The organism is Spirillospora sp. NPDC048824 (assembly GCF_043198455.1).
Lineage (GTDB): Bacteria > Actinomycetota > Actinomycetes > Streptosporangiales > Streptosporangiaceae > Spirillospora.
Window position 1 is genome coordinate 24999 of sequence record NZ_JBICUS010000017.1, and the last position, 21464, is coordinate 46462.

The 21464-nt window shown below is 71.1% G+C and carries 19 protein-coding genes; 9 read left to right on the forward strand and 10 right to left on the reverse strand.

Features of this window, described 5'->3' with window-relative positions:
* The first annotated feature begins 6 nt into the window (after positions 1-6).
* The 6 genes from ACGFIS_RS29070 to ACGFIS_RS29095 are packed head-to-tail and all read left to right on the forward strand — an operon-like array spanning position 7 to position 5752.
* Positions 7-2118: an acetate--CoA ligase family protein gene (locus tag ACGFIS_RS29070; protein WP_392906314.1), complete on the forward strand. Its 2112-nt coding sequence runs from the start codon at positions 7-9 to the stop codon at positions 2116-2118.
* A gap of 23 nt (positions 2119-2141) precedes the next feature.
* Positions 2142-3284, forward strand: coding sequence for an acyl-CoA dehydrogenase family protein (locus tag ACGFIS_RS29075; protein ID WP_392906316.1), 1143 nt, complete (start codon positions 2142-2144; stop codon positions 3282-3284).
* Positions 3281-4441, forward strand: coding sequence for a hypothetical protein (locus ACGFIS_RS29080; RefSeq protein ID WP_392906318.1), 1161 nt, complete (start codon positions 3281-3283; stop codon positions 4439-4441). The genes ACGFIS_RS29075 and ACGFIS_RS29080 overlap by 4 nt, the downstream gene beginning before the upstream one ends.
* A gap of 26 nt (positions 4442-4467) precedes the next feature.
* Positions 4468-4875: a Zn-ribbon domain-containing OB-fold protein gene (locus ACGFIS_RS29085; protein WP_392906319.1), complete on the forward strand. Its 408-nt coding sequence runs from the start codon at positions 4468-4470 to the stop codon at positions 4873-4875.
* Entirely contained in the window at positions 4872-5369 is a 498-nt protein-coding gene (locus ACGFIS_RS29090; protein WP_392906320.1) for a MaoC family dehydratase N-terminal domain-containing protein, read from the forward strand. The genes ACGFIS_RS29085 and ACGFIS_RS29090 overlap by 4 nt, the downstream gene beginning before the upstream one ends.
* Entirely contained in the window at positions 5366-5752 is a 387-nt protein-coding gene (locus ACGFIS_RS29095; RefSeq protein WP_392973199.1) for a hypothetical protein, read from the forward strand. Before ACGFIS_RS29090 ends, ACGFIS_RS29095 begins: the two co-directional genes overlap by 4 nt.
* 64 nt (positions 5753-5816) lie before the next feature.
* Here ACGFIS_RS29095 and ACGFIS_RS29100 read toward each other — a convergent pair whose 3' ends face one another.
* The 8 genes from ACGFIS_RS29100 to ACGFIS_RS29135 all read right to left on the reverse strand — a co-directional run bounded on the left by ACGFIS_RS29100 (position 5817) and on the right by ACGFIS_RS29135 (position 14693).
* Positions 5817-7061, reverse strand: a complete 1245-nt coding sequence (locus ACGFIS_RS29100; RefSeq protein WP_392906322.1) for an ABC transporter substrate-binding protein — start codon at positions 7059-7061, stop codon at positions 5817-5819.
* Positions 7062-7147: 86 nt separating this feature from the next.
* Entirely contained in the window at positions 7148-8224 is a 1077-nt protein-coding gene (locus ACGFIS_RS29105; RefSeq protein WP_392973201.1) for a branched-chain amino acid ABC transporter permease, read from the reverse strand.
* Positions 8217-9107 (reverse strand): branched-chain amino acid ABC transporter permease, encoded by an 891-nt coding sequence (locus ACGFIS_RS29110; RefSeq protein WP_392973203.1) that lies wholly within the window; start codon positions 9105-9107, stop codon positions 8217-8219. The genes ACGFIS_RS29105 and ACGFIS_RS29110 overlap by 8 nt, the downstream gene beginning before the upstream one ends.
* Positions 9104-9946: an ABC transporter ATP-binding protein gene (locus ACGFIS_RS29115; protein WP_392906326.1), complete on the reverse strand. Its 843-nt coding sequence runs from the start codon at positions 9944-9946 to the stop codon at positions 9104-9106. Before ACGFIS_RS29115 ends, ACGFIS_RS29110 begins: the two co-directional genes overlap by 4 nt.
* The gene (locus ACGFIS_RS29120) at positions 9943-10725 is read right to left on the reverse strand and encodes an ABC transporter ATP-binding protein (RefSeq protein WP_392906327.1); all 783 of its coding nucleotides are present in this window, start codon (positions 10723-10725) and stop codon (positions 9943-9945) included. Before ACGFIS_RS29120 ends, ACGFIS_RS29115 begins: the two co-directional genes overlap by 4 nt.
* Positions 10726-11107: 382 nt before the next feature.
* Positions 11108-12505, reverse strand: coding sequence for a serine/threonine-protein kinase (locus ACGFIS_RS29125; RefSeq protein WP_392973205.1), 1398 nt, complete (start codon positions 12503-12505; stop codon positions 11108-11110).
* 129 nt (positions 12506-12634) lie between these two features.
* The gene (locus ACGFIS_RS29130; protein ID WP_392973207.1) at positions 12635-13900 is read right to left on the reverse strand and encodes a hypothetical protein; all 1266 of its coding nucleotides are present in this window, start codon (positions 13898-13900) and stop codon (positions 12635-12637) included.
* A 193-nt stretch (positions 13901-14093) separates the two neighbouring features.
* Positions 14094-14693, reverse strand: a complete 600-nt coding sequence (locus ACGFIS_RS29135) for a short chain dehydrogenase (RefSeq protein ID WP_392906334.1) — start codon at positions 14691-14693, stop codon at positions 14094-14096.
* A gap of 72 nt (positions 14694-14765) precedes the next feature.
* Between ACGFIS_RS29135 and ACGFIS_RS29140 the strand changes: the two genes are divergently transcribed.
* The 3 genes from ACGFIS_RS29140 to ACGFIS_RS29150 all read left to right on the forward strand — a co-directional run bounded on the left by ACGFIS_RS29140 (position 14766) and on the right by ACGFIS_RS29150 (position 18572).
* Positions 14766-15677 carry a LysR family transcriptional regulator gene (locus ACGFIS_RS29140; RefSeq protein WP_392906336.1) on the forward strand — a complete coding sequence of 304 codons (912 nt, stop codon included), beginning with the start codon at positions 14766-14768 and terminating at the stop codon, positions 15675-15677.
* Positions 15678-15821: 144 nt separating this feature from the next.
* Positions 15822-17021: a glycoside hydrolase family 6 protein gene (locus ACGFIS_RS29145; protein ID WP_392973208.1), complete on the forward strand. Its 1200-nt coding sequence runs from the start codon at positions 15822-15824 to the stop codon at positions 17019-17021.
* A 273-nt stretch (positions 17022-17294) separates the two neighbouring features.
* On the forward strand, positions 17295-18572 hold the full coding sequence (locus ACGFIS_RS29150) for an alpha/beta hydrolase family esterase (protein ID WP_392906339.1): 1278 nt from the start codon (positions 17295-17297) through the stop codon (positions 18570-18572).
* Between the two features lie 36 nt (positions 18573-18608).
* Here ACGFIS_RS29150 and ACGFIS_RS29155 read toward each other — a convergent pair whose 3' ends face one another.
* Complete coding sequence (locus ACGFIS_RS29155; RefSeq protein WP_392973210.1) at positions 18609-19625, reverse strand: TIGR03617 family F420-dependent LLM class oxidoreductase; 1017 nt, start codon at positions 19623-19625, stop codon at positions 18609-18611.
* A 68-nt stretch (positions 19626-19693) separates the two neighbouring features.
* On the reverse strand, positions 19694-21424 hold the full coding sequence (gene ilvD / locus ACGFIS_RS29160; RefSeq protein WP_392973212.1) for a dihydroxy-acid dehydratase: 1731 nt from the start codon (positions 21422-21424) through the stop codon (positions 19694-19696).
* Between the last annotated feature and the right edge of the window lie 40 nt (positions 21425-21464).

A 21464-nucleotide genomic window follows, 5' to 3' on the forward strand; every position in this document is an offset into this window, starting at 1 on the left:
AGACAGATGAACGACGACCGCACCGGCCCGGACACCGGCCTGGGCCGGGTCCTCGCGCCCCGGAGCGTCGCGGTGGTGGGCGCGTCCCCCACGCGGAAGGGGCCCGCGACGACCGTGCTGGCGAACCTGCGCGCCGCCGCCGACCCGCCCGCGACGTACGCCGTCAACAACCGGTACGCGGACCATGACGGGTTCCACCCGAGCGTCGCGAGCCTGCCCGAGGTCCCGGACGTCGTCGTCGTCGCCGTCCCGGCCAAGGCGGTGGCGGACGTCGTGCGGGAGGCCGCCGACCACGGGACACGGAGCTTCCTCGTCCTCAGTTCGGGATTCGCCGAGGCCGGCGAGGAGGGACGCGCCCGGGAGGCGGAACTGAAGGCGCTGGCGCTGGAACGCGGCCTGACCGTCCTCGGCCCGAACTCCCTGGGCGTCTTCAACTTCGCGACCGGCGTCCACCTGACGTTCGGGACGGTCATCGGCGGCCACGCCCCCGCCGTGGACGAGGTCGGGCGCGCGGCCCTCATCGTCCAGAGCGGCGCCATCGGCTCCTACCTGTGCGGCATGGCCAAGCCGAGGACGCCCTTCCGGTACATGTTCAGCACGGGCAACGAGCTGGTCCTGCCGGCCGGCGACCTCGTCGCGCACCTGGCCCGGGACCCGGGGATCGACGTCCTCGCCCTCTACGTCGAGGGGACCGAAGACGGCCGGGCGCTGCTGGACGCGATCGCGCTCGCCGACTCGCTGGGCAAGCGGGTCGTGCTGCTGCCGGCCGGGGAGAGCGCCGGCGGCTCGCGCGCCGCGGCCTCGCACACGGCGGCCATGGCGTCCTCGAACGTGCTGACCAGGATGCTCGCGGCGAACGCGGGCGCCTTCGTCGCCGACACGCCGGAGGAGCTGCTCGGCGCGGTCACCGTGCTGCTCGGCCACGGGGAACCGCGGGCGCCGGGGGTGGGGATCGTCAGCGTCTCGGGCGGAGCCGGTGTGATCACGGCCGACCGGCTGTCGGAGGCCGGGCTGGAGATTCCCGAGCCGGCGCCGGAGACGATGGAGCGGCTGCGCGCCGCCCTGCCCGGCTTCGTCGTCCCGGGGAACCCGACCGACACCACCGCGGGGGCCGTCTACGACGCGTCGATCATGGTCGGCGCACTGGAGGCCCTGGACGCCGATCCCGGGCTGGGGCAGCTCATCACGCTCATGGGGGCGGGCGGTGAGCATGCCGCCGGGCTGGCCGAGGCGCTCATCGAGGCCGCGCCGAAGCTGACGAAGCCGAACCAGCTGGTCTGGCAGGCGTGCCCGGAGAACGTGAAGCCCGTCCTCGCGGCGGGCCCGGTGCCGGTGAGCCCGACGCTCGCGAACGCGGTCGGCGTCGCGGCGGTGCTGCGCCGCTCTGGACCGGTCCAGGTGGTGGACGCCGCGGACGACGGCCCGCTGCCCGACCTCACCGGCCTCACCCCCGACGGCACCGGCTTCCTCACCGAAGCGGAGTCCCGTGAGCTGCTGCGGGCGGCGGGGCTGCCCATCGCGTCCGCCGCGTTCATCGGCCCGGCCGGCGAGCAGGGCTTCGGCCCCATCCCCGGCGTCGCGTTCCCCGTCGCCGTGAAACTCCAGGCCACCGGTGTCCGGCACAAGACCGAGATCGGCGGCGTCGTCCTGGACGTCCGCGACGAGGACGAGCTGCTCGCCGCCGTCCGCGCCACGGCCGCGACCGCCCGCGAACGCGTCCCCGGCATCGTCATCGAAGGGTGGACGGTCGAGCAGATGGCGCCGCGCGGCGTCGAGGTCCTGCTCTCCGCCCGGCACGACCCCGCCTACGGGCCGGTCGTGGTCGCCGGCTCCGGCGGGGTGCAGGCGGAGCTGATCGGCGACCTGTGGGCGATGGCCGGCCCGATCGGCGCGCCCGCCGCCCGCGAGCTGCTCGCTCGGACGAAGGTCGGGCACGTCCTGTCCGGGTACCGGGGGCGCAGCACGGATCTCGGGCCGCTGTGCACGCTGATCGCGCGGCTGAGCGGGCTCGCCGCCCGGCTCCCCCGCATCCGCGAGATCGAGTGCAACCCGGTCATCGTGGCGGGCGACGGCACGGCGACGATCGCCGACAGCCTGGTCAAGCTCGCCCATTCCTGATTGTGAGAAAGGTGGTCTCCGGCATGGTGATGCCGTATCTGACGGACGAGGAGCTGGCACTGCGCTCGGCCGTCCGCGACTTCGTCCGCCGCGAATGCCCGCCCGGGCACTGGGACGAACTGGACCAGGCCCACACCTACCCGGCCGACCTGATGAAGCGGCTCGGCGCCACGGGCTGGATGGGCATCGCGTTCCCCGACGCGGAGACCGGCGAGCGCGATCCGCGCTGGGGGACGCTGCTCGGGCTCGTCACCGAGGAACTCGGCAAGGTGTCGTACTCGCTGGCCAGCAACTACTTCAAGGTGACCGGCTACGGAGAGACGATCCTGAGGTACGGGAGCGAGCGGCAGCGCGAGACGATCGTCCCGGGCCTCGCGTCCGGCGAGCTGCTGCTGGCCATCGCCCTGTCGGAACCGGGTGCGGGCAGCGACGCCGCGGCCGTGTCGACGCGCGCGGAACGGGACGGCGACCACTTCGTCCTCACCGGGACCAAGCATTTCAGCACGTGTTCCGCCATCGCGGACCACGTCATCCTCGTGGCGCGGACCGGCGAGCACAAGCACAAGGGCATCTCCGTCTTCCTGGTCGACCCGAAGACGGAGGGGATCACCTTCTCCGAGATGCAGAAGCTCGGCATCTGGACGAACCCGACGTTCAACATCTCCCTCGACCACGCGCGCATCCCGGCGAGCTGCCTGCTGGGCGAGGCCGGTCAGGGCTGGGAGGTCATCACGCACTCCCTGGACGTGGAACGCTTCACCCTGGCCGCCGCGTACGTGGGCGCCGCACAGGACGCCTTCGACTACGCCGCCGCCTACGCCAAGGAGCGCGAGCAGTTCGGACGGGCGATCTCGTCGTTCCAGGTGATCCGGCACAAGCTCGTCGACATGCACATCGCGATCGACCACGCCCGGCTCGCCACCTACCGGGTCGGGGAGATGCTGAACGAGGGGCTGCCGTGCCGGCGGGAGGCGTCGCTGGCCAAACTCGTCGCGTCGGAGGCGTACATGAAGGCCGCGCACGACGGCCTGCAGATCCTCGGCGGCCTCGGCTACACGATGGAGACGCCGATGCAGCGGCACTTCCGGGACGCCAAGCTCGGCGAGATCGGCGGCGGATCGTCGGAGATCCAGCGGAACCTGCTCGCGAAGAGCCTGGACCTGTGACCGGCGCGGCCGCCCGCCCTCCCCGGAGGGCGGTGGTCAGCGGCGTCGGGGAGACGGAGTTCTCGAAGGCCAGCGGGAGGAGCACCACCCGGCTGGCCTTCGAGGCCGTCTCGGCCGCCGCCGCCGACGCGGGCATCGACCCGGCCCGCATCGACGGCGTCGTCCCGTACCCGATGGGGCCGACGGCCGAGGACGTGATCTCGGTGTTCGGGCTCCCGGACGTGACGTTCACCGCCGTCCCGCACCTGGGCGGGGCGAGCGCGATCGCCGGGCTGCGGCTCGCGGCGCTCGCCGTGGAGTCGGGGCAGGCCGAGCACGTGGCCGTGTTCGTCGCCCGCAACGGACGGTCCGGGACGCGCGTCGACCAGCGGGTCGTCCACCTCGCCGGCCGCCACTTCCGGGAGGAGCTGGAGGAGGTCCACGGGCTCAGCACCCCCGCCCAGTGGTACGCGATGATCTGCCGCCGGCACATGCACGAGTTCGGCACCAGCAGGGACGCGCTGGCCGAGGTCGCGCTGACGATGCGGGCGAACGCGCAGCTCAACGAGGCCGCGCAGATGCACGGCCGGCCGATGACCCGCGAGGACTACCTCGGCTCGCGCGTCATCGCCGACCCGTACCTGCTGTTCGACTGCTGCCTGGAGACCGACGGCGCCGCCGCGGTGATCGTCTCCGCCGCCGGCGCGGTGGACGCGGGCCGGGCCGTCGCGATCTCGGCGGCGGCCGAGGGCCACCCGGACTCGCCCGACGATCTGTGCGGCCGGACCGACCTCTTCGACACCGGGCTCACCAGGGCCGCGCCCCGCGCGTTCCGCGCCGCCGGGCTGACCCCGCAGGACGTCGACGTCGCGCTCATCTACGACTGCTTCACGTTCGAGGTGATCCAGCAACTGGAGGAGGCGGGTTTCTGCCCGCGCGGCGAAGGCGGCCGGTTCGTCCAGGACGGGAACATCGCCCTCACCGGCTCGCTGCCGGTGAATCCGCACGGCGGGCTGCTGTCGCACGCCCACACCGCCGGGATGAGCCACGTCGTCGAGGCGGTGCGCCAGCTCCGCGGCACCTGCGGGGCACGGCAGGTGGACGGCGCCCGGGTGGCGGCCGTCACCGGCTGGGGCGACCTCGGCGACGGCGCCCTCGCCCTCCTGTCGGCCGGTTGAGCACATCACGAGAAGGGAGCCGGACGGTGACCGATGGACATCCGGACCTCGCCGGATACCGCGCGGGCGTCGCGGAGGAGGAACTGCGCGCCCAGCGCTGTACGGGCTGCGCGAGGAGTTTCTGGCCGCCGCGCCCGGCCTGCCCGCACTGCCGCTGCCCCGACACGTCCTGGGTCCGGCTGCCGGACACCGGCGAGCTGTTCACCTGGACGGTCGTTGCGCACACCCGGCTCGGCGGCTTCCGGGACGCCGTCCCGTACCCGGTCGGCATGATCGGCCTGCCCGCCGCCGGTATCAGGGTGATCGGGAGGATCGACGCACCCGCCGCGGAGCTCACGGCCGGCATGCCGGTGCGCTGGACTTTCGCCGACTCCCCCGCGGGCGGGCGCCGGCCCGTCTGGACACCGGTCCCGGCCGGGCGGGAGGGCCGATGACCACCAGCCTGCTCGACGAGACGACCATGTCCTGGGTCGGACGGACCGTGACGGCTCCCCCGTACCCGGTGACGCGTGCCGACATCGCCAAGTTCGCGGTGGCCATCGGGGCACGCGACCCGGTCCACTTCGACCCGGAGACCGCGAGGGCGCAGGGCCATCCCGACGTGGTGGCCCCGCTCGGCTTCTACGTCGCCGTCCGGCTCCAGTCGCAGAACCTCGTCCCGCTGGACGAGCTGAACGGCGACGGGGTGTCGCCGGGGCTGACGCCGCCGAGCCGCGCGTCCAAGATCATGGCCGGGGACACCAGGGCCCGGTTCCACCGGCGGATCCACGCCGGCGACGTCATCGGGCTCACCACCGCGATCAGCGGCATCCAGGAGAAGCAGGGCCGGTCCGGCCCGCTCATCCTGGTGTCCTACTCGCTCGACTACACCGACCAGGACAACGGGGAGGCCGTCGTGTCCGAGACGTACGCGCGGGTGCTGCGATGACCGGGACGCCGATCGACGGGTTCACGGTCACGCCGGGGCCCGTCCAGCTGTTCGCCTTCTCCGCCGCCACGTGGAACCCGCACCGCGTCCACTACGACGCCGACTACTGCCGGGACGTCGAGGACTATCCGGGCGTCGTCGTGCCCGGCCCCCTCCAGGGTTCCTGGCTGCTGGAACTCGCCGACTCCCGGGCGCGGGCGCTGGGGCTGCGGGTCGAGTCGATCGAGTACCGCAACGTGCGTCCCGCCTTCTGCGGCGCCGAACTCGTCATCGGCGGCCGGCTCGTCCAGGGGCCGCCCGACGCGTCCCTCGAACTGTGGGTCGCCTCGCCGGACGGCGAGCGGCACTGCGTGGCCACGGCGCACCTCCGCCCGCGGAACTGACGCGCACACGAACCGGCCCCTCCCACGGATCACGTGGGAGGGGCCGGTTCGTCGCGCCGGGAGGTCAGCCCGAGCCGTCGACCTTGTAGGTCTTGGCGGTGTCGGAGGCCCGGAAGTCCTCCTTGACTCCGAGGCCGGCCAGGGCCTCAGGGTCGATCTGCTGCACCTGGCTCTGCCGGGTCGTCGGCTGCGCCGGGTCGGAGAGGTTCTGCGGCGGCAGCAGCCCCGGCATCTCGAAGTCGGTGACCTTGCCCCGCGCCTTGAGCAGGCCGGGCCTGGTCAGGTCGCCGCAGGCCTCGGAGAGGATCTTCGAGTAGAGGTGGGTGAGCGTGTAGGCGTGGACGACGGCGTAGTCGGATTCCGGCCTCGTGGTGCCGTACTTCGCCTTCCAGTTCGCGGCCAGCTTCTTGTTGCCCTCGGCGGTGCCGCCGAGCGACCCCATCGGGCTCACCCGCTGGAAGCGCCCTTCCATCGCCGCCTTCGCCGACGTCGACAGGATGCTCGTCCCCCAGGACGACACGTTGCCCATGATCGGCACGTCCAGGCCGCTCGCCTTCATCACCGAGGCCGCCGACGCCGTCTGCTTGGACGTCGCGTCGATGAGGACGGCCTTCACCCCCGCCGCCTTCAGCGCGTTGACCTGGCTCGTCAGGTCGCTGTCGCTGGGCTTGATCTGCTGCGCGACCAGCGTCAGCCCCAGCTGCTTCGCCGCGTACTGGCTGCCCTTGTAGCTGTTGCCGCCGAAGTCGCCCTGCAGGTAGATGTGCCCGACCTTGTCCCCCTTCTTGATCTTGTCGTTGCGGAGCAGCCAGTCCACCCCGTTGATCATCTGGATGTCGTAGGTCGAGCCCATCACGATGAGGTGCTCGTCGCCCAGCAGCTCGGAGGAGAAGCTGGTCAGCCCGGACAGCACCCCGTTCTGGCCGATCTTGTCGCGGAGCGCGGTGATCACCGCGGAGCCGTAGATGTTGAGGAACCCGAACACCTGCGGCTCGATCTCGTCGTAGGCGGTGACGCCCTTCTGCGGGTCGTAGCCGTTGTCGCGGACGACCATCTCGATCTTCCGGCCGCACACGCCGCCGGCCTTGTTGATCTCCTCGACCGCCATCTGGTGGGACTGGTGGATGGTCTTGCCGCTGCCCGCGAGCGGGCCCGACAGGTCCACCAGGACGCCCAGCTTGATGGTGTCCTTGTCGACGCCCGTGGTCGCGCCGTCGTCGCCGCCGCGGGTCGAGCAGCTCGTCAGGGACAGGGCCAGGGCGATGGCGGCGACGCCCGCCGTCACCTTGGGCCGGGGGATTCTGGACATGGTTGCTCCTCCTCGGAACACAGGCTCGGAACACAGGCTGATCATGAAAGGTCGGTGCGGTCGGCGATCGGTCGGCGTGGAACGCCTCACGCGGCCGCGGGTTCGGGGGCGGCGGGACGGCGGCGCACCGTGCGGAACGACCGCATCGACCGGCCCTGTCTCAGCACGACGATCACGACGAGCGCCCCATAGGCGAACTTCGCCGCGAGCGAGGCGTCCACGCCGCCGCTCTGCCCGCTCGCGACGACGAGCGGCAGCACGTCCGCGTACTTGCTCAGCACCAGCGGAAGCCCGACGACGAACGTCGCCCCGGCGACGGCTCCGCCGACCGAGCCCAGGCCGCCCAGGACGACCATGACCAGGACGTCGATGGACAGCATCAGGTCGAAGTAGTCGGGGATCGCCCGCTGGAAGGCCAGCGCGGTCATGACCCCGCCCAGTCCCGCGTACATCGAGGACAGCACGAACGCGGACGCCTTGGCGCGCCGGATCTCCACGCCCATGCAGGACGCCCCGACCTCGCTGTCGCGCATGAGGCGGAACGCCCGCCCGGGACGTCCGCTCAGCACGTTGTGCGCCATCAGCATCCCGCCCGCCATGAGGGCGAGGAACAGGTACCAGAGGTGCTCGACGTCCCCGAACGGGACACCGGCCACCACCAGGCCGGAGGCGTCGGAGAACTCGTGCCCGGCCAGCGAGAACGCCGTCACCGAGCGGCCGTCGTAGCCGCCGGTCAGCGACGGCAGGTTCAACATCAGATGGTGTCCGAGGAAGACCAGGCCGAGTGAGGCGATCCCCAGGTACAGACCTCGGATCCGGCTCGCCACCGGGCTGAACAGCAGCCCGGCGACGCCCGCCAGCAGCACCGCCAGCACCGCCGCGATCAGCGGCGGAAGGCCGAGTCCCTGGACCTTGCCGTGGTCCTCGCCGGACAGGAACGCGTAGCCGTACGTCCCGATCGCGATGAAGAAGGCGTGCCCGAGCGACAGCTGTCCCGCCGCGCCGAACAGCAGGGTGAGGCCGATCGCGCCCATCGCCGCCGCCATCGCGAACAGGCCGATCCGCAGCCAGAAACCGCCGACGTACAGGGGCAGGACGAGCAGGACGGCCGCGATGGCGACGGTGCCGATCACCGCCCGCCGCCGGGTGAGGATTTCAAACACGACTGACCTCCTTGGCCCCGAACAGCCCGGACGGCCGCCAGAGCAGGATCGCGAGCATGACCACGTAGGCGGCGACGTCCCCGAGGCCCAGGCCGAGGAACGACAGTTCGTCCTGGTAGCCCGCCACCAGAACCTGGACCATGCCGACGATCAGCCCGCCCGCGATGGCGCCGCCGAGCGAGTCCATGCCGCCGATGATCGCGGCGGGGAAGGCGGTGAGAGCGACGAGTTCCATGCTCAGGCTCACGCCCGGACTGGGGAACGAGGCCAGCCCGACCCCCGCCACCGTCGCCAGGAGCCCCGACACCGCCCACGCGCCCGCCGATACGCGGCGCAGGCGGACCCCGACCAGGGTGGCGCCCTCGGCGTCCTCCACGGACGCCCGGATCGCCAGTCCGAGACCGGTCATCCGCAGGACCAGCGCCAGTCCGGCGATGAGCAGCGGGATGAAGGTCACCGTGATGATGACGGTGAGCGGAAGGGTCAGCGACCCCAGCCGGACCACGTGCCCGTCCCAGGGCGCGCCGAGCGGCAGGATGCGCTCGTGGAGCCGGCGGCTGACCTCCGCCAGGATCACGATGTTGAGGCCGATCGTCAGGATCGCCATGCCATGGTGATCGCCGCCTTTGACGCGCGACACCAGGAACCGCTCCGACAGGAGCGTGAGCAGCGCCGTGACGGCCAGCCCGAGCGCGAAGGCGGCGGCGAACCCGATCTCCGGTGAGGTCACGGCCACCAGGAAGACGCCGGTCATCATGAACGCGGGGTAGGCGAAGTTCACCACCCGCGTCGCCTTGTACACCACGACGAAACCGAGCGTGATCATCGAGTAGAGGAGCCCGAGCGACACGCCGTTCGCCAGCAGCTCCAGCAGATGGGTCATGAGGAAGGCCTCTCCGTGAGCCTGTCGGCCGCGGGTTCCGACACGGATGCCCCGGCCTCCGGCCCCGCGGGCCGCGCGGGGTCACCGCCGAGGTAGGCGCCGATCACCTCGGGGTCGCGGCGGATCTGCGCGGGCGTGCCGTCGGCGATGACCCGGCCGAAGTTCAGCACGGTGACGCGGTCGGCGATCGACATGACGACGCCCATGTCGTGCTCGACGAACACGATGGTCAGATCCAGTGCGTCGCGGACGGCGGAGACGAGGTCGCCGAGCCGGGCGCTCTCCGCCGCGTTCATCCCGGCGACGGGCTCGTCCAGGATCAGCAGGCGCGGCTCCAGGCACAGCGCCCGCGCGAACTCCAGCCGCTTGAGGTCCCCGTAGGACAGCCGCGACGCGGGCGCGTCCAGCTTGTCCGACAGGTCGGCGAACGCGGCGATCTCGCGGACGCGTTCGCGGTGCGCCCGCTCCTCCCGGCGTCCCAGCCCGAAGGCCGCGCCGATCACCCCGGTGCGGGTCAGCCGGTGCCGTCCCACCATGAGGTTGTCGAACACGGACTCGCCCGGTGACACGACGATGTTCTGGAAGGTCCTGGCGATCCCCAGGGCGGCGACACGGTGGGGACGCAGCCCGGTGACCTCCTGGTCGCCGACGTGGATGGCCCCGGACGTGACGGGATAGATGGCGCACAGGGCGTTGAGGAGGGTGGACTTGCCGGCGCCGTTCGGCCCGATCACCGCGTGCACGGTTCCCGGCTCGACCGTGAAGGACACGTCGTCCAGGGCGTGCAGCCCGCTGAACAGGACGGTCACGCCCTCGATGCGCAGACTCGGCGCCGTCATCCGTTCCACCTGCTCAGGGCGGCCACCGGCGCGGCCTCCCGGACGGTTTCGTCCGCGGACTCGCCCAGGTAGAGGCGGCGGACCTCGTCGCTGCCGGCCAGTTCGTCCGCCGGCCCCTGCAGCACGACCCGGCCGAGTTCGAGCACGTAGGCCGACCGCGCGAGGGAAAGCGCCATGGCCGCGTTCTGCTCGACCAGCAGAACCGGAACGCCCTCCTCGCTGATGTTCTTGATCGTCTCGGAGATGAGCTGCACGAGCCTGGGCGCGAGCCCGAGGGACGGCTCGTCCAGGAGCAGCAGTTTCGGCCGCGACATCAGCGCGCGGGCGATGGCGAGCATCTGCTGCTCGCCTCCCGAGAGGGTGCCCGCCGGCTGCTTCATCCGCTCCGCGAGGCGCGGGAACAGGTCGAGCACGTGTTTCCTCGACTTCTCGCGCTCCGTCCGCGACTTGACGGGGAGCGCCCCGGCGGCCAGGTTCTCGGCCACGGTCAGCGCCGCGAAGACGTGCCGTCCCTCCGGCACCTGGACGAGCCTGCTCCGCACGATCTCGGCCGGACTCGACTTCTCGACAGGACGGTCGAGAAAACGAATGGACCCACCCCTCACGGCGCCGCCGTACAGTGGCAGCGTCCCGGAGATCGCACGCATCAGCGTGGTCTTGCCCGCTCCGTTGCTGCCGAGAAGTGCGACCACTCCCGCGTCTCCGACCTGCAGAGACACCTCCTTGATCACGGGTTCACGCGCCCCGTAGGTGACGAGAAGCCGGTCGATATCGAGCATCAGGACCTCCGATTCCGCTCGGGCCGAGCTTCCATGGGCCGATCGAGCAGAAGGCGAGGTGGCTGCATCGGCACCGTCTGACCTCCTGTTTACTGCGGAAACGTTTTACATACCACTCGGTCTATAAAACCTTGGAGTGCACTTTAAGGCCACCCCCGCCACCACGACAAGGGGCTGCGAGCCTCGTCTTCAAGATCGGAGCGACGGCGGTTCGCACGCGCGGGGCAGATCCGCGCCGATGTGGTCCATGAGCGGACCGCCGCGGGGGCAGGCCGGTACCCCGCACTCCTCCAAGGCCGACCGGGCCCGCGATCAGTGGGCGCGGCGAATCGGCACCGCCGAGCCGGCCTGAGCCACCCGCCGATGAAGTGACCGCCGGCCGTCAGCCGACGGTGAAACTGAGCATGATCTTGTGGTCGTGCTCATCGTCGTAGACGATGACCTCGGTGATCCTGGGTGAGCTCTGAGTGAGAACCACGAGCGAACGGCTGGGGTAGGTGTTGGGTTCCTCTGTGGGGGGCTTGAGGAGCACGGACCGCACGCCGTTCTGCGTCCGGAACCAATTGACGACGGCGGTGGCCTGGCTCTGCAGATTGCACCCGTCGTCGACGGACTCGTACTCACACAGGGTCGATTCGACCTCCACGGTCGTGTTGTCGTAAGTCCTTCTGAGCTCGGTTGAATGACCCGGGATCGTCCCCAGCTCCGCGAGTGCGCTCACGTTCGCCTCGTAGCGCTGGTTCCCCTGCCTCTCCCGGATTGCCGTCACCGCCCACGTCACCGTGATGGCGAGCATCAGAGCGGTGGTGGCCGCCACGAGAGCGAGGAGAACGACCTTCTTCTTGCGACTGCGGGCGGAGCGTCGGGGCAGCGGCGGAACAGGCGGTTGTGCCGGCGGCAGCAGGAGGGTCGGTTGCGCAGGGGCGCCGCCCTGGGCGACCCGGGTGAGCTGGGCGTGCAGGCTGTCGGGGACCGGGCGCTGGGAGGGGTCTCGGTGCAGCAGCGCCCTGAGGACGGGTTCGAGGGGGCCAGCGTGTGCGGGTGGTGCGGGGTCCTGGGTGGCGATGGCGATGAAGATGGCCCCCGTACCGGCGCCCTCGAACGGGGGGCGCCCCTCCACGGCGGTGTAGAGCGTGGCGCCGAGTGACCACAGGTCGGCGGCGGCCGTGACCTCTTGGCCGCGGACCTGCTCGGGAGACATGTACGCGGGAGTGCCCAGAACGGCGCCCGTTCCGGTCAGGGTCGCATCGCCTTCGACGGCCGCGATGCCGAAGTCGGTCAGGACGACACGGTCGTTCTCCAGCAGGACGTTGGCGGGCTTGATGTCGCGGTGGGTGATGCCCGCCTGATGAGCCGTGCGCAGAGCGTCCAGCAGTCGCAACCCGATCTGCGCGACCGCGGCGGGCGGCAGCCGCCCCTCGGCCTTCAGCAGGTCGTCCAGGGAACGCCCCCTCACCAACTCCATGACGATCCAGGGGCGGCCGTCATCACCGGTCACGCGGTCGTGCACGGTGACGATCCCGGGATGCCTGAGCCCGGCCGCGGCGCGTGCCTCCCGGTCCAGCCGGGCGATCCAGGTCCGCCGTACGGCGTCGTCCAGATGCTCGGGCACGCGCAGTTCCTTGACCGCCACCTCACGGTCCAGTTGCTCGTCGTGGGCCCGCCAGACCGCTCCCATGCCGCCCCGGCCGAGCAGCGAGACCAGCCGGTACCGGCCCGCCAGCACCTGCCCGTCCCCGTCCGCCACCGGTCGCGGGCCGTCCTGCCTCAGCGGTTCCAACGGCGGCACCCCTCACAGGAACACTCGTGTCTGACCGAACAGCTGAGATCTTCTCAGAAGCCGGTCGCCTGTTGGGCGGCACGACCGCCGGAGATCATCCGACATTCCGCGAGCCGGGCGGCGGCCGGGCTAGCGCAGCCCGGCGAACCAGCGCGCGACGAGAGCGGTCCCGGCCAGGTTGGAGCCCAGGTGGCGCGAACCCTCGTAGGTCACCTCGCCCACGTCCACCACGGGCACGTCCCTGCCGGACGCGGCGAACGCGGCGTGGCAGTGGTCGGTGTTGGCGGTCACGGCCTCCTCATCCCTGCTGATCTTGTAGAGACGGATCGGGACGTGCGGGACCCATCCGGTGCAGACCTCGTCCTGCCGGAGGGCCTCCGCGAACCGGCCCCGCGGGTGGCGCAGCATCGCCAGTCCGTCCTCGGTGAGCAGTTCGTCCAGGGTGCCGGGCAGTCCTCCGACGACATCCTGGGCGGGCGTGGTGCCGTCGAAGAACCCTTCGACGCGCGTGTCGTAAGGAGCCTCGAAGATCTCTGAGGGGTCGTCGTACAACCCGTGGATCCGGTTCCAGGACGTCAGCAGGTACGAGGAGTAGACGACGGCCGCCTTGGGGTTGATCTGCGGCGGCTCTTCCTCGCTCACCAGTGCCGGCAGTTCGGCCCCCCGGAAGTCGTAGGCACCCGAGATCGGGGCGATCGCGCGCAGCCGGAACCAGCGATCGTCCTGGAGCACCCTGGCCAGCCCCAGCGCCGCCGATGCCCCCTGGGAGAAGCCCGTGACCATGACGTCGCGTTCCAGGGTCCTCCCGTGGCGCGGGACGAACCGGCGCGCCGCGCGCAGCAGGTCGAGCGAGGCGGTGGTCTCCGACGGGACGTGCTTCCACGGGGGCGCGCCGGGCCCCACGCCCATGCCCAGGTAGTCGGGGGCGACGGCGGCGAAGCCTCCCGCGGCGAACGTGGCCGCGGGCGCCCCGGTCCACACGTTCCCCAACATGGACGGGGCCTCGGCCTTGTTGATGTTCGTGCCGTGGCCGTAGGAGACGGTGGCGAGGCGCCGCTCACCGTTGCGGGGCAGGACGACCAGGCCGCTGGCGGTGGTCGGCCGGTTGCGCACGTCCACCGTGCGGTAGACGACCCGGTAGGCGTCCACTCCATAGCGGACCGTACCGGTGTTGAAACCGTCACCGGCCAGCCATTCCCGCAATTGGCCGGCAGAGAAGCCGCGCAGATGGACGGACGAGACGAACTGCCCCCTCCAGGAGGCCGGATGGGCATGAGTGGGAGATTTCCCGTCGTGCGTCGAGGTGGCGAGCACCGGCGCGGCCGAGACGGTCAGGCCCGCGGCGATGACCGAAGCGGCGACGCCCACCGCGACAGGGCCAAGGAAGCGATTCATGGCGGAATTCCTCTGGATCGATGAGCGCGAACGTCGTCCAGATTGCTGCGGGGCCCACCGGGCACGCATCGCCCACGCTGCCGATCCTCAAGATCAACCTCAGGGGTGAGTCACGACCGGAGTCGGGCTCGCGGGGAATCCGGCCGTGGTGAGAGGAGAACGAGGTGGAGGTCCGGGAGGCGCCGCGGCCGCGTCACATCTCGTACGTCTGGCCGGTCTGGCCCCCTTCGATGGAGCGGACGTAGGCGTTGGCCGCGGCGGCGACCGGGACGGGTTCGAAGCCGGCGAACAGATCGCCGTAGACGTCCAGCGACTCGGTGAAGACGGTGGGACTGACGGCGTTGATCCGCTGGCGGTGCGGCAGTTCGATCGCGGCGGCTCGGACGAACGCCTCGACGGCGCCGTTGGCCACGGACGCCATCGAGCCCTTCACGAGCGGGTCGCGGACGAGGATCCCGCTGATGAGGGTGAAGGACCCGTCCCCGGCCACGCGTGCGCTGCCTTGCCGGACGAGTTCGATCTGGCTGAACGCCTTGCCGGTGAAGCCGTCCCGCACGTCCTCGGCGCTCAACTCGGTGAAGGGCTTCCACGGGACGGAGCCGGCGGCGTTCGCCACGGCATCGACCCGGCCCACCCGCTCGTACATCGCCTGGATGGAGTCGGGGTCGGTGATGTCCACGGAGATGTCGGAGCCGGTCCGTGAGGCCGTGACGATCTCATGGCCGCGCTCGCGCAGCACCGTGTGGACGGCGCGGCCGAGTGTTCCGGTGGCTCCGATCAGCAGAATCTTCATAGGACGGATGGTCGTGCAGGAAGGTCGGTGTAGTCCAGCTACCTATGCTGCACATCCTTTTAAGATGTGCTCATGCTTGATGTGAAGCGCCTCATCCTGCTCCGCGACCTGGCGGAGTACGGCACCGTGACCGCGGTCGCGGACGTGCACCAGGTCACCCCGTCGGCCGTCTCGCAGCAGTTGCGGGCGCTGGAGACCGAGACCGGTGCGGTCCTGCTGCACAGGGAGGGACGCACCGTGCGCCTGACCGCGACCGGCGCCGCGCTGGTCAGGCAGAGCGAGCGGGTGCTCGCCGAACTGGAACGGGCGCACGGCATCGTGCGGGCCACGGACGGGCAGGTCGTGGGAGAGCTCGTCATCGGCTGCTTCACCAGCGCCCTCGCCCCGGTGGCCGCCCCTCTCGCGGGCGCGCTGGTCGAGCGCCACCCGGGGCTGCGCCCGAGGATCATCCAGGCGGAGCCTGAGGAGGCGCTGCCGATGCTGAGGCGGCGCGACCTCGATCTGGTGCTTCACTACCGCTACCGGCATCTCGGGGCGGGCCTTCCCGGCGGGCTCACCGCACGCACGCTCTTCGAGGACCCGCTGGCGCTCGCCGTCCCCGAGAGGCTGCGAGCGGCCGCCCGGGGGCAGGGAGTCGCGGCACTCCGGCGTGAGCACTGGGCCGCCACGCCCCCGCCCAGCGCCTGCCGCGACGTCATGCTGCACGCCTGCCACAGCGCCGGCTTCACGCCCCTGATAGAGCACGACTACTCCGATCTGCGGTCGGCGCTGGCGCTGGTGGCGACGGGTCTGGCCGTGACGATCCTCCCGTGGCTGCTGTGCGAGGACCCGCCGGACGGCGTCGCGATCCTGCCGCTGCCGGGGAAGGGCCGTACGGTCGAGGCCGTGACCAGGTCGGGCTCGGAGCAGCATCCCGCGATCATCGCGGCCCTCGACGTGCTGACCGGTGGCGCATCGAACGATCGTCGGGAAGTTGGGTCTTGACGGATCTTCGGGGGATGCCCAGACTCCGCATGGGAGCGCTCCCACACGGTGTCTCCGGCGCGCTCGTCCGGCGCATGGCCGGGTGAGCCCCAGGGGTTCTCGTGGGGTGCGCCTCCTCCACCCCCCGAGAGTCTGGAGTACCGGATGAGACGACGGATCGGGATCCTCACCGCCGCCACGGTGAGCATCGTCGCGCTTCTCGCCGCGCCGGCGCAGGCGTTGAAGCACGACGATCCGCTGGCCGGGAAGGCCAGGTTCTACGTCGAGCCCACGACCAACGCCGGACGGCAGGCCGACATCTGGGCGGCCGCGGGACGCGAGGACGACGCGGCGCACATGCGGGCCCTGTCCAAGGTGTCGCAGGCGATCTGGTTCACCGGCGGCACCCCCGCCGAGGTGCGGAAGGCGGTCCGGCGGACGATGGTCAAGGCCGCCGGGCAGCACGCCGTTCCGGTGCTGGTGGCGTACTACGTGCCGGGCCGGGACTGCTCGCAGTACTCAGCGGGTGGCGCTCCGAGCGAGGCCGCCTACCGCGCCTGGATCGACGCCTTCGCCAAGGGGATCGGCGGCGGCCGGGCCGTGGTGATCGTCGAACCCGACGGGCTGGCACTGCTGTCCAGCGAGCCGTGGTGCAACGAGGGCGGCGGAGGCACCACCGGAACGCCGGAGGACCCCGCCCTGGTCGAGGAGCGCTTCCGCGAGATCAACCACGCGATCGGCACCCTGCAGCGGCTGCCGCGCACCGGCGTCTACGTGGACTCCGGGCACTCTGACTGGCAGTCGCTCAACGACTACGACGCCGGCTACGGCGAACCGCGCGCCCAGCTCGGCATGGCCAGCCGCCTGCTCAAGGGCGGCATCGCCAAAGCCGACGGCTTCGCGCTGAACGTCTCCAACTACCGCGGCACCGACGAGTTGGTCTCGTACGGCACCAGGCTGTCCAAGTGCCTGCGCTTCCGCCAGAAGACGGGCTCGGCCAGTTGCTCAGACGCCGACCTGGCCACCGTCCGGGACGCCCCGCGTACGCTGACGCACTTCGTCCTGGACACCAGCCGCAACGGCCAGGGACCGTGGACGCCGCCGGCGGACAAGTACACCGACCCCCAGGTCTGGTGCAACCCGCCGGGCCGCGGCCTGGGCGCCCGGCCCTCGACCCGCACCGATGATCCCCTGGTCGACGCCTTCCTCTGGATCAAGCGTCCCGGCGAATCCGACGGCCAGTGCACCCGCGGCACCGCCGGGCCGGAGGATCCCGAGTACGGCGTGGTCGATCCGGCGGCGGGGGTCTGGTGGCCCGAGTACGCCTTGGGCCTCTCCCAGCAGGCCGTACCACCCCTCCGCTGACCTGGTAGGACCGAACGCCGACGACGCCCCCGCGGCCCGTCACCGACCACAACAGTGGCCCCGGGCTCTGATCCGCGACCGGATCAGAGCCCGTTCAGGGCCTGGCTCGCCGCGCGGCGCCCGCGCTGGAGCATGACATTCCTTTATCCGAAAGCGATGAATTCTGCACGTCGGATGCTCTCGAATGTGCATTGGCGGCCGCTTGCAAAAGGCTTACTGTGGCGCGACTTCACCCGATGTGCCGACGGCACGGGTTCGCAGGAGGTACCTGACGTGGACCACCCGCCTCGGTCTTGGCGCGGTCTCGCCGCCGTGTTCCTCGCGGGAGCGGCGCTGAGCGTCGCACCGGCCGGGGCCGCTCACGCCGCTCCGCCGGCCGGAGACCGTGTCACGGTCACCGCGGCCGGTTCCCCGGCCTACGACCTGACCGGAGAACTGTCCTCGGGGTCCATCGCCGTCCTCGACAATGTCGCGACGTACGAGACCAACGAGATTCAGGGTGCGGGCACGCTCCCCGGCGCCGACGGCGGGACGGCGGACGTCTCCTTCCAGATCGCCCGTTCCGCCTTCGGGTTGAAAGGCGACTTCACCCTCAAGGACCCCGGCGCGGGCGTGGAGATCTCCGCCCGCGTGAACGGCGGAGTCACGGTCCCCGGTGCGGCGACGGTGAAGTGGGCGGGGATCGGCACCGTCCGGCGCGGCGACTCCTCTTCTTTGCAGGCGGTCACGTTCACGATCGAGGATCGCCGTCCCGACCCGGGCGACCACGCCATCCGCATCACGCACGCCGGGCAGTCCAGGAACGCCGTTCTCCGCCTGCCCGACGACTACGACGGCACCCCGCGGCCGGTGTTGTTCCACTTCCCCGGGCTCGTGGAGACGCCGGGTATCGCCGAGTACTTCGGCCGAATGGCCGACTACGCTCAGACCCGCGGCTTCATCATGGTCACCCCGGAGCATTACGGCATCGGCTGGCAGGGCGTCCCGGCCGGGACACCCTCCCCCGACGTGGACGATCCCGGCTTCGTGCAGCGGCTCCAGGACATTCTCGTTCAGCGGTTCAACGCCGATCCCCGGCGCCTGTACGCCTCCGGCATGAGCAACGGCGGCTTCTTCACCAGCAGGATGGCCTGCGACAACGACCGGTTCGCCGCCTACGTCGCCGTCGCCGGCCAACTGTCGGATCCCGGCTCCTGCCGCCCCGGACGGCATGTCCCGATCGTCATGATCCACGGCGACGGTGATTTCATCGTGCCCTATTCCACGGTGCAGCCGGCGCTCGGCTTCTGGACGCGCAACAACGGCTGCGGCGGCAGGACCGTCGCCACGAACCTGCCCGACATCGCGCCCGACGACAACACCACCGTCGTCCGCCACGACCACCCGGACTGCCCGTCCGACGGGCCCGTCGCCGTCTACCAGATCAAAGGCGGGGGTCACAATTGGCCCGGCGGCATCCCGTTCCTCGGGCCGTTCCTGGGCGGGACCACCTACGACATCGACGCCAACGCCGTGATCTGGGACTTCGTTTCCCAATACCGCCTCCCCTGAGGACGGGACCTGACGAGCGCCTTCAGGTGGGAACGTTCACGGCGTTGTTCTCAGTTCGGTCGCGAAGGCGGCGATCGTCTTTTCCGGGTGCGTCGTCCCGGGGAAGTAGGCGCAGACCCGTTCGGCCACGTCACCGAACCGGGCCTTGATCTCGGCGGCGCATTCGGCGGGCGTCCCGACGACCGCCAGGGTCCGCATCACCGTGTCGTCGATCAGACCGACCATCGTCATGATGTCGCCGGTCTTGGACAGCGCCCTCAGCTCGGGTTGCAGATCTGCCCAGCCCTCGATGTCCAGGACCGGCCTGTACGCGGGGGTCGAACCGTAGAAGGCCAGCAGTGCCTTCACCCCGAAGGCCGCTGCCGCGATCTCGTCGGGAGTGTCACCCATCGCGACGATCGCCTGCGGGTACACCTCGATCCGCTCGCGACCCGCCCTCTCCAGGCCCTCGGCCACGGCCGGGAGTGTGCGCTCGCGGAAATGCCGATGGCTGTGGAACGGCATCACCAGCAGCCCGTCGGCGACCTCGGCCGCGGTCCGGGTCATCACCGGGCCCAGCGCGCCGAGCAGGACCGGCGGTACGCCGTAGGGGTTCGGTCCGGGGACGAACGTCGCGGGCATCAGGGTGTGCTTGGTGAACTCGCCGCGGAAGTCCAGCGGGGTGCCGTCCTGCCAGGAGTTCAGGATCGCCTTCACCGCGAGCACCGTCTCGCGCATCCGGGCGGCCGGCCTGCTCCAGGTCGCGCCGTACCTGTTCTCGATGTGCGGCCTGATCTGCGACCCCAGCCCGAGCCGGAAGCGGCCCTTGCTCAGCAACTGCAGGTCGTAGGCCATGTTGGCCAGGTTCATCGGGCTGCGGGGGATCGCGATCGCGACGTTGGTCATCAGGTCGGTCGGCGGCACCTCCGGCGAGCCGGCCGCGACGATCAGCGGCAGGAACACGTCGTGCGGGCCCTCGAAGGTGAACAGGCCGTCCACCCCGGCGGCGATCAGTGCGCGGGCCCGCTGCGCCGCCTCATCCGGCCGGCCGTCCAGTTGCACATCGAGTCTCACTGACCGATCTCCGTTCCGCGCGGCACCACGCGTCCGTCGCCGAGGGGCTTTGAGGGGTTCATGCTCCCCTATTCGAGGACGGCACCCTTCGACGCCGACTGGACGAGTTTCGCGTACTTGGCGAGCACGCCCCGCTTGTACGGGTGCGGCACGGGCGCCCAGTCCGGCGTCCGCCGGGCGGCGAGCTCGGCGTCGCCCACGAGGAGGTCGAGCCGCTTACTCTGCACGTCGAGCCGGACGCGGTCGCCGTCGCGCACGAAGGCGATCGGTCCGCCGTCGACGGCCTCGGGGGCGATGTGGCCCACGCACAGCCCCGTCGTCCCGCCGGAGAACCTGCCGTCGGTGATCAGCAGGACGGTCTTGCCGAGGCCGGCGCCCTTGATCGCGCCCGTGATGGCGAGCATCTCGCGCATGCCCGGCCCGCCCTTCGGGCCCTCGTACCGGATGACGACGACGTCGCCTTCCGTGATGGTGCCGTCCTCCAGGGCGTCGAGCGCCGCGCGCTCGCGCTCGAAGACGCGGGCCGTCCCCTCGAACACGTCCTCGTCGAACCCGGCCGACTTCACGACGGCGCCTTCGGGTGCGAGCGACCCGTGCAGGATCGTGATCCCGCCGGTGGGGTGGATCGGGTCGTCGAGCGCCCGCAGGATCTTCCCGTCCGGGTCGGGCGGGGCGATGCCGGCGAGGTTCTCGGCGACGGTCCGGCCGGTGACGGTGAGCGCGTCGCCGTGCAGCAGCCCTGCGTCGAGCAGGGCCTTCATGACGACGGGCACTCCCCCGATGCGGTCGACGTCGTTCATGACGTACCGGCCGAAGGGCTTGAGGTCCCCCAGGTGCGGCACGCGGCTCGCGCCGCGCTCGAAGTCGGCGAGAGTGAGGCCGACCTCGGCCTCGTGCGCGATCGCGAGCAGGTGCAGGACCGCGTTCGTCGAGCCGCCGAACGCCATGACGACGGCGATCGCGTTCTCGAACGCCTCCTTGGTCATGACGTCGCGCGCGGTGATCCCCCGCCGCAGCAGGTTCACGACGGCGTCTCCCGAGCGGTGCGCGAACGCGTCGCGGCGCCGGTCCGCCGAGGGCGGCGCGGCCGACCCGGGCAGCGACATCCCCATCGCCTCGGCCACGGACGCCATGGTGTTCGCCGTGTACATGCCCCCGCAGGCGCCCTCGCCCGGACAGACGGCGCGCTCGATGCGGTCGACGTCCTCGCGGCTCATGCGCCCGCGCGCGCACGCCCCGACGGCTTCGAACGCGTCGATGAGCGTGACGTCCTTCTCCGTCCCGTCGGAGAGCCTGACCCATCCCGGCATGATCGAGCCCGCGTAGAGGAACACGCTCGCGAGGTCGAGACGGGCGGCGGCCATGAGCATCCCGGGCAGTGATTTGTCGCATCCCGCGAGCAGGACCGTCCCGTCGAGGCGCTCGGCCTGCACGACGGTCTCGACGGAGTCCGCGATGACGTCGCGGCTCACGAGCGAGAAGTGCATGCCCTCGTGACCCATCGAGATGCCGTCGGACACGGAGATCGTGCCGAACTGCAGCGGGTATCCGCCGCCCGCGTGCACGCCCTCTTTCGCGCCCTGCGCGAGCCGGTCGAGCGACAGGTTGCACGGCGTGATCTCGTTCCACGAGCTCGCGATGCCGATCTGCGGCTTGGCGAAGTCCTCGTCGCCCATCCCGACCGCGCGGAGCATGCCGCGCGACGCCGTCGCCTCCAGCCCGTCCGTGACCTGACGTGAACGTGGTTTGAGGTCGGCACCTGCGACGATGCCCGACTCCGCCGGCGGCATGACTGACATACCACGACCCTACATACCGGGCTCTCGCGCCCTCCGGCCG

Excerpts from the sequence above, each read along its gene's own strand:
- ACGFIS_RS29070 (WP_392906314.1), top strand. The coding sequence starts at position 7 with ATGAACGACGACCGCACCGGCCCGGACACCGGCCTGGGCCGGGTCCTC.
- ACGFIS_RS29075 (WP_392906316.1), top strand. The coding sequence starts at position 2,142 with ATGGTGATGCCGTATCTGACGGACGAGGAGCTGGCACTGCGCTCGGCC.
- ACGFIS_RS29090 (WP_392906320.1), top strand. The coding sequence starts at position 4,872 with ATGACCACCAGCCTGCTCGACGAGACGACCATGTCCTGGGTCGGACGG.
- ACGFIS_RS29095 (WP_392973199.1), top strand. The coding sequence starts at position 5,366 with ATGACCGGGACGCCGATCGACGGGTTCACGGTCACGCCGGGGCCCGTC.
- ACGFIS_RS29100 (WP_392906322.1), bottom strand. The coding sequence starts at position 7,061 with ATGTCCAGAATCCCCCGGCCCAAGGTGACGGCGGGCGTCGCCGCCATC.
- ACGFIS_RS29110 (WP_392973203.1), bottom strand. The coding sequence starts at position 9,107 with ATGACCCATCTGCTGGAGCTGCTGGCGAACGGCGTGTCGCTCGGGCTC.
- ACGFIS_RS29115 (WP_392906326.1), bottom strand. The coding sequence starts at position 9,946 with ATGACGGCGCCGAGTCTGCGCATCGAGGGCGTGACCGTCCTGTTCAGC.
- ACGFIS_RS29120 (WP_392906327.1), bottom strand. The coding sequence starts at position 10,725 with ATGCTCGATATCGACCGGCTTCTCGTCACCTACGGGGCGCGTGAACCC.
- ACGFIS_RS29130 (WP_392973207.1), bottom strand. The coding sequence starts at position 13,900 with ATGAATCGCTTCCTTGGCCCTGTCGCGGTGGGCGTCGCCGCTTCGGTC.
- ACGFIS_RS29135 (WP_392906334.1), bottom strand. The coding sequence starts at position 14,693 with ATGAAGATTCTGCTGATCGGAGCCACCGGAACACTCGGCCGCGCCGTC.
- ACGFIS_RS29140 (WP_392906336.1), top strand. The coding sequence starts at position 14,766 with ATGCTTGATGTGAAGCGCCTCATCCTGCTCCGCGACCTGGCGGAGTAC.
- ACGFIS_RS29145 (WP_392973208.1), top strand. The coding sequence starts at position 15,822 with ATGAGACGACGGATCGGGATCCTCACCGCCGCCACGGTGAGCATCGTC.
- ilvD (WP_392973212.1), bottom strand. The coding sequence starts at position 21,424 with ATGTCAGTCATGCCGCCGGCGGAGTCGGGCATCGTCGCAGGTGCCGAC.